Genomic DNA, 485 nt, shown 5'->3' with positions numbered 1-485 from the left:
TCAATGTCCGAGGCGAGAAGCTGTACCTGTCGCCCGTGATGGACCTCTATAACGGGGAAATTGTGTCTTACACCATGCAGAAACGACCACAGTTCTCGCTGGTAGGGGAGATGCTGAACAAAGCCTTGGCCAAGCTGACCGACCAAGACGCGCCGCTGCTGCATTCCGACCAAGGTTGGCAATATCAGATGCCTGCCTACCGGCGCAAGCTCGCCGAGCATGGGGTGATCCAGAGCATGTCACGCAAGGGAAATTGCCTGGATAATGCCGCGATGGAGAGCTTCTTTGGAACGCTGAAGTCTGAATATTTCTACCTGAATCGGTTCGCCACTATTGAGCAGTTACAGGCGGGCATCCGACACTATATCCATTACTATAACCACGAGCGTATTAAGACCAAACTAAAAGGCCTGAGTCCGGTGCAGTACCGGAATCAGGCCTTGGCCGCTTAGTTGTTCACTGTCCAAGTTTATGGGGTCAGTTCA

Annotated in this window: 1 protein-coding gene; it reads left to right on the top strand. The window is 52.6% G+C overall.

The window, feature by feature from the left end; genetic code table 11:
* On the top strand, positions 1 to 452 hold a 452-nt coding region (locus tag CXF87_RS12365; protein WP_157826543.1), incomplete at its 5' end, for an IS3 family transposase.
* Positions 453 to 485 lie beyond the last annotated feature (33 nt).

It is taken from the genome of Halomonas sp. MES3-P3E (assembly GCF_002836035.1).
Lineage (GTDB): Bacteria > Pseudomonadota > Gammaproteobacteria > Pseudomonadales > Halomonadaceae > Vreelandella > Vreelandella arctica.
The sequence above is the reverse complement of the archived record's forward strand: the minus strand, read 5'-3'. Positions and strand labels throughout refer to the sequence as shown.